At 66.3% G+C, this 2,801-nt stretch carries 2 protein-coding genes; both read right to left on the reverse strand.

What is annotated here, in order from left to right; all coding sequences use genetic code 11:
* A partial coding sequence (gene nirD, locus VPA02S_RS31150) for a nitrite reductase small subunit NirD (RefSeq protein ID WP_062367366.1) occupies nt 1-312 on the reverse strand: 312 nt, incomplete at its 3' end.
* A 15-nt stretch (nt 313-327) separates the two neighbouring features.
* Nucleotides 328-2,787: a nitrite reductase large subunit NirB gene (nirB, locus tag VPA02S_RS31155; protein ID WP_062367368.1), complete on the reverse strand. Its 2,460-nt coding sequence runs from the start codon at nt 2,785-2,787 to the stop codon at nt 328-330.
* Between the last annotated feature and the right edge of the window lie 14 nt (nt 2,788-2,801).

Below are 2,801 nucleotides of genomic sequence, written 5' to 3' on the forward strand. Positions count from 1 at the left end.
CTTCACCGCAAACTTCGGCGTACACCCCTCATCCGGCGACTTGGCACACCCATCCTCCAGCCCGATGGCCCAGTTGTGCAGCGGACACGCCACGCTGGTGCCGAACACGATCCCTTGGCTCAAGGGCCCGCCCTTGTGCGGACAGCGGTCCAGCAGCGCGAAGACCTGGTTCTCGGCATTGCGGAACACCGCCACGTCCACGCCCACCGGCCGTGCCACGCGGCGCGCCCCCAGCACCGGGATGTCCTCGACCCGGCAGATCACCTGCCACTCGTTGCCGCTGTTGTTGGGGTTGCTGTTGTTGTTGCTCATTTGCTGTAGCTCCTTTCAGGCCGCCTGGGTCGCCTTGTCATCCACCACCGCCACCGGCGTGAACTGCCGCACGTCCACCGACGCCTGGCTCGATTCGAACCACGGATCGGGCTCCCCATCCAGCGCGAACTGCAGCCGCTCCCACAGCGCCTTGCGGCCTTCGGTGTCCTCCAGGATCTTCTTCTTCACATGGTCCAGCCCCACCCGCCCGATGTAGTGCACCGTGCGCTCCAGGTACCAGCCTTCCTCGCGGTACAGCTGCAGGAAGGCGCCCGAATACTCCATCACCTCCGCGGCCGTCTTCACCTTCACCAGGAACTGCGCCACCTCGGTCTTGATGCCGCCGTTGCCCCCCACGTACAGCTCCCAGCCCGAATCCACCCCGATCACCCCCACGTCCTTGATCCCGGCCTCGGCGCAGTTGCGCGGACAGCCCGAGACCGCGAGCTTGACCTTGTGCGGCGAATACATCGCCCACAGCGCCCGCTCCAGGTCCTTGCCCATCTGGGTACTGTCTTGCGTGCCGAAGCGGCACCACTCGCTGCCCACGCAGGTCTTCACCGTGCGCAGGCTCTTGGCATAGGCAAAGCCCGAAGGCATGCCGATGTCCTTCCAGACACCCTCCAGGTCTTCCTTCTTCACCCCCAAGAGGTCGATGCGCTGGCCGCCCGTGACCTTGACGGTCGGGATCTGGTACTTGTCGGCCGCATCCGCGATGCGGCGCAGCTCGTCGGGCGTGGTGTGGCCGCCCCACATCCGCGGGATGACCGAGTAGGTGCCGTCCTTCTGGATGTTGGCGTGGCTGCGCTCGTTGATGAAGCGGCTCTGCGGATCGTCCTTGGCCTCCTTGGGCCAGGTGCTGATCAGGTAGTAGTTGATGGCCGGGCGGCAGGTGGCGCAGCCGTTGGGCGTGCGCCAGCCCAGGTTGCGATACACCTCGTCGTGCGTCAGGTAGTGTTCGCGGCGGATGGCATCGCGCACGTCCTGGTGGTTCGCGTCGGTGCAGCCGCACACGGCCTTCTTCTTGGGCGTGGCCGAGTAGTCGCCGCCGGCGGTGAACATCAGGATCTGCTCCACCAGGCCGGTGCACGAGCCGCAGCTGGCGCTGGCCTTGGTGTGCTTCTTGACCTCGTCCAGGGTGAACAGGCCCTTGTCCTTGATGGCCTTGCAGATGGTGCCCTTGGTCACGCCGTTGCAGCCGCACACCTCGGCGTCGTCGGGCATGCCGGCGGCCTTGCTGTGGCCCTCGTGGCCGGTGTCGCCGATGTTGGACTCGCCGAACATCAGCTTGTCGCGGATGTCGTGCACGCTGCGCCCGTCGCGCAGGAGCTTGAAGTACCAGCTGCCGTCCACCGTGTCGCCGTACAGGCAGGCGCCCACCAGCTTGTCGTCCTTGATGACGAGTTTCTTGTAGACCCCGCCGAAGGGGTCGCTCATGACGATCTCTTCCGTGCCTTCGCCGCCCATGAACTCGCCGGCGCTGAACAGGTCGATGCCGGTGACCTTGAGCTTGGTGGAGGTGAGGGATCCCAGGTAGCGCCCGATGCCGAACTGGGCCAGGTGGTTGGCCGCGACCTTGGCCTGCTCGAAGAGCGGGGCGACCAGGCCGTAGGCGATGCCGCGGTGGGCTGCGCATTCGCCCACCGAGTAGATGCGCGCATCGGTCACGGTCTGCATGGTGTCGGTGACGACGATGCCGCGGTGGCAGTGCAGGCGCATCCGCTCGGCCAGTTCGGTGTTGGGGCGGATGCCGACAGCCATGACGACCAGGTCGGCGGGGACCTCGGTGCCGTCCTTGAAGCGGATGGCGGCCACACGGCCCTGGTCATTGCCCACCAGTTCCTGGGTCTGGGCGCCGATCAGGAACTTCAGGCCCCGGTCCTCCAGCGACTTCTGCAGCAGCTTGCCCGCCACGTCGTCCAGCTGGCGCTCCATCAGCCAGGGCATGACGTGCACCACGGTGACGTCCATGCCGCGCAGCATCAGGCCGTTGGCCGCTTCCAGGCCCAGCAGGCCGCCGCCGATGACGACGGCGCTCTTGTGGGTCTTGGCGGTCTCGATCATGTAGTCGGTGTCGGCGATGTCGCGGTAGGCGATGACGCCTTTCAGGTCCTTGCCGGGCACGGGCAGCATGAAGGGGTTGGAGCCGGTGCACATGAGGAGGCGGTCGTAGGGGGCCTCGGTGCCATCCTCGGCGCGCACGATGCGTTTCACGCGGTCGACCTCGGCCACCTTCTTGCCGGCGTGCAGGGTGATCTTGTTCTCCGTGTACCACTCCCAGCTGTTGAGGACGATCTCGTCGACCGTCTGCTCGCCGGCGAGCACGGGCGACAGCAGGATGCGGTTGTAGTTGGGGTGCGGCTCGGCACCGAAGACGGTGATGTCGTACAGGTCGGGGGCGAGCTTCAGCAGCTCTTCGAGCGTGCGCACGCCGGCCATGCCGTTGCCGACCATCACGAGCTTGAGTTTCTTCATCATGGGTGGGGCCT

It is taken from the genome of Variovorax paradoxus NBRC 15149 (genome assembly GCF_001591365.1).
Taxonomy (GTDB): Bacteria; Pseudomonadota; Gammaproteobacteria; order Burkholderiales; family Burkholderiaceae_C; genus Variovorax; species Variovorax paradoxus.

Excerpts from the sequence above, each read along its gene's own strand:
- nirB (WP_062367368.1), bottom strand. The coding sequence starts at position 2,787 with ATGAAGAAACTCAAGCTCGTGATGGTCGGCAACGGCATGGCCGGCGTG.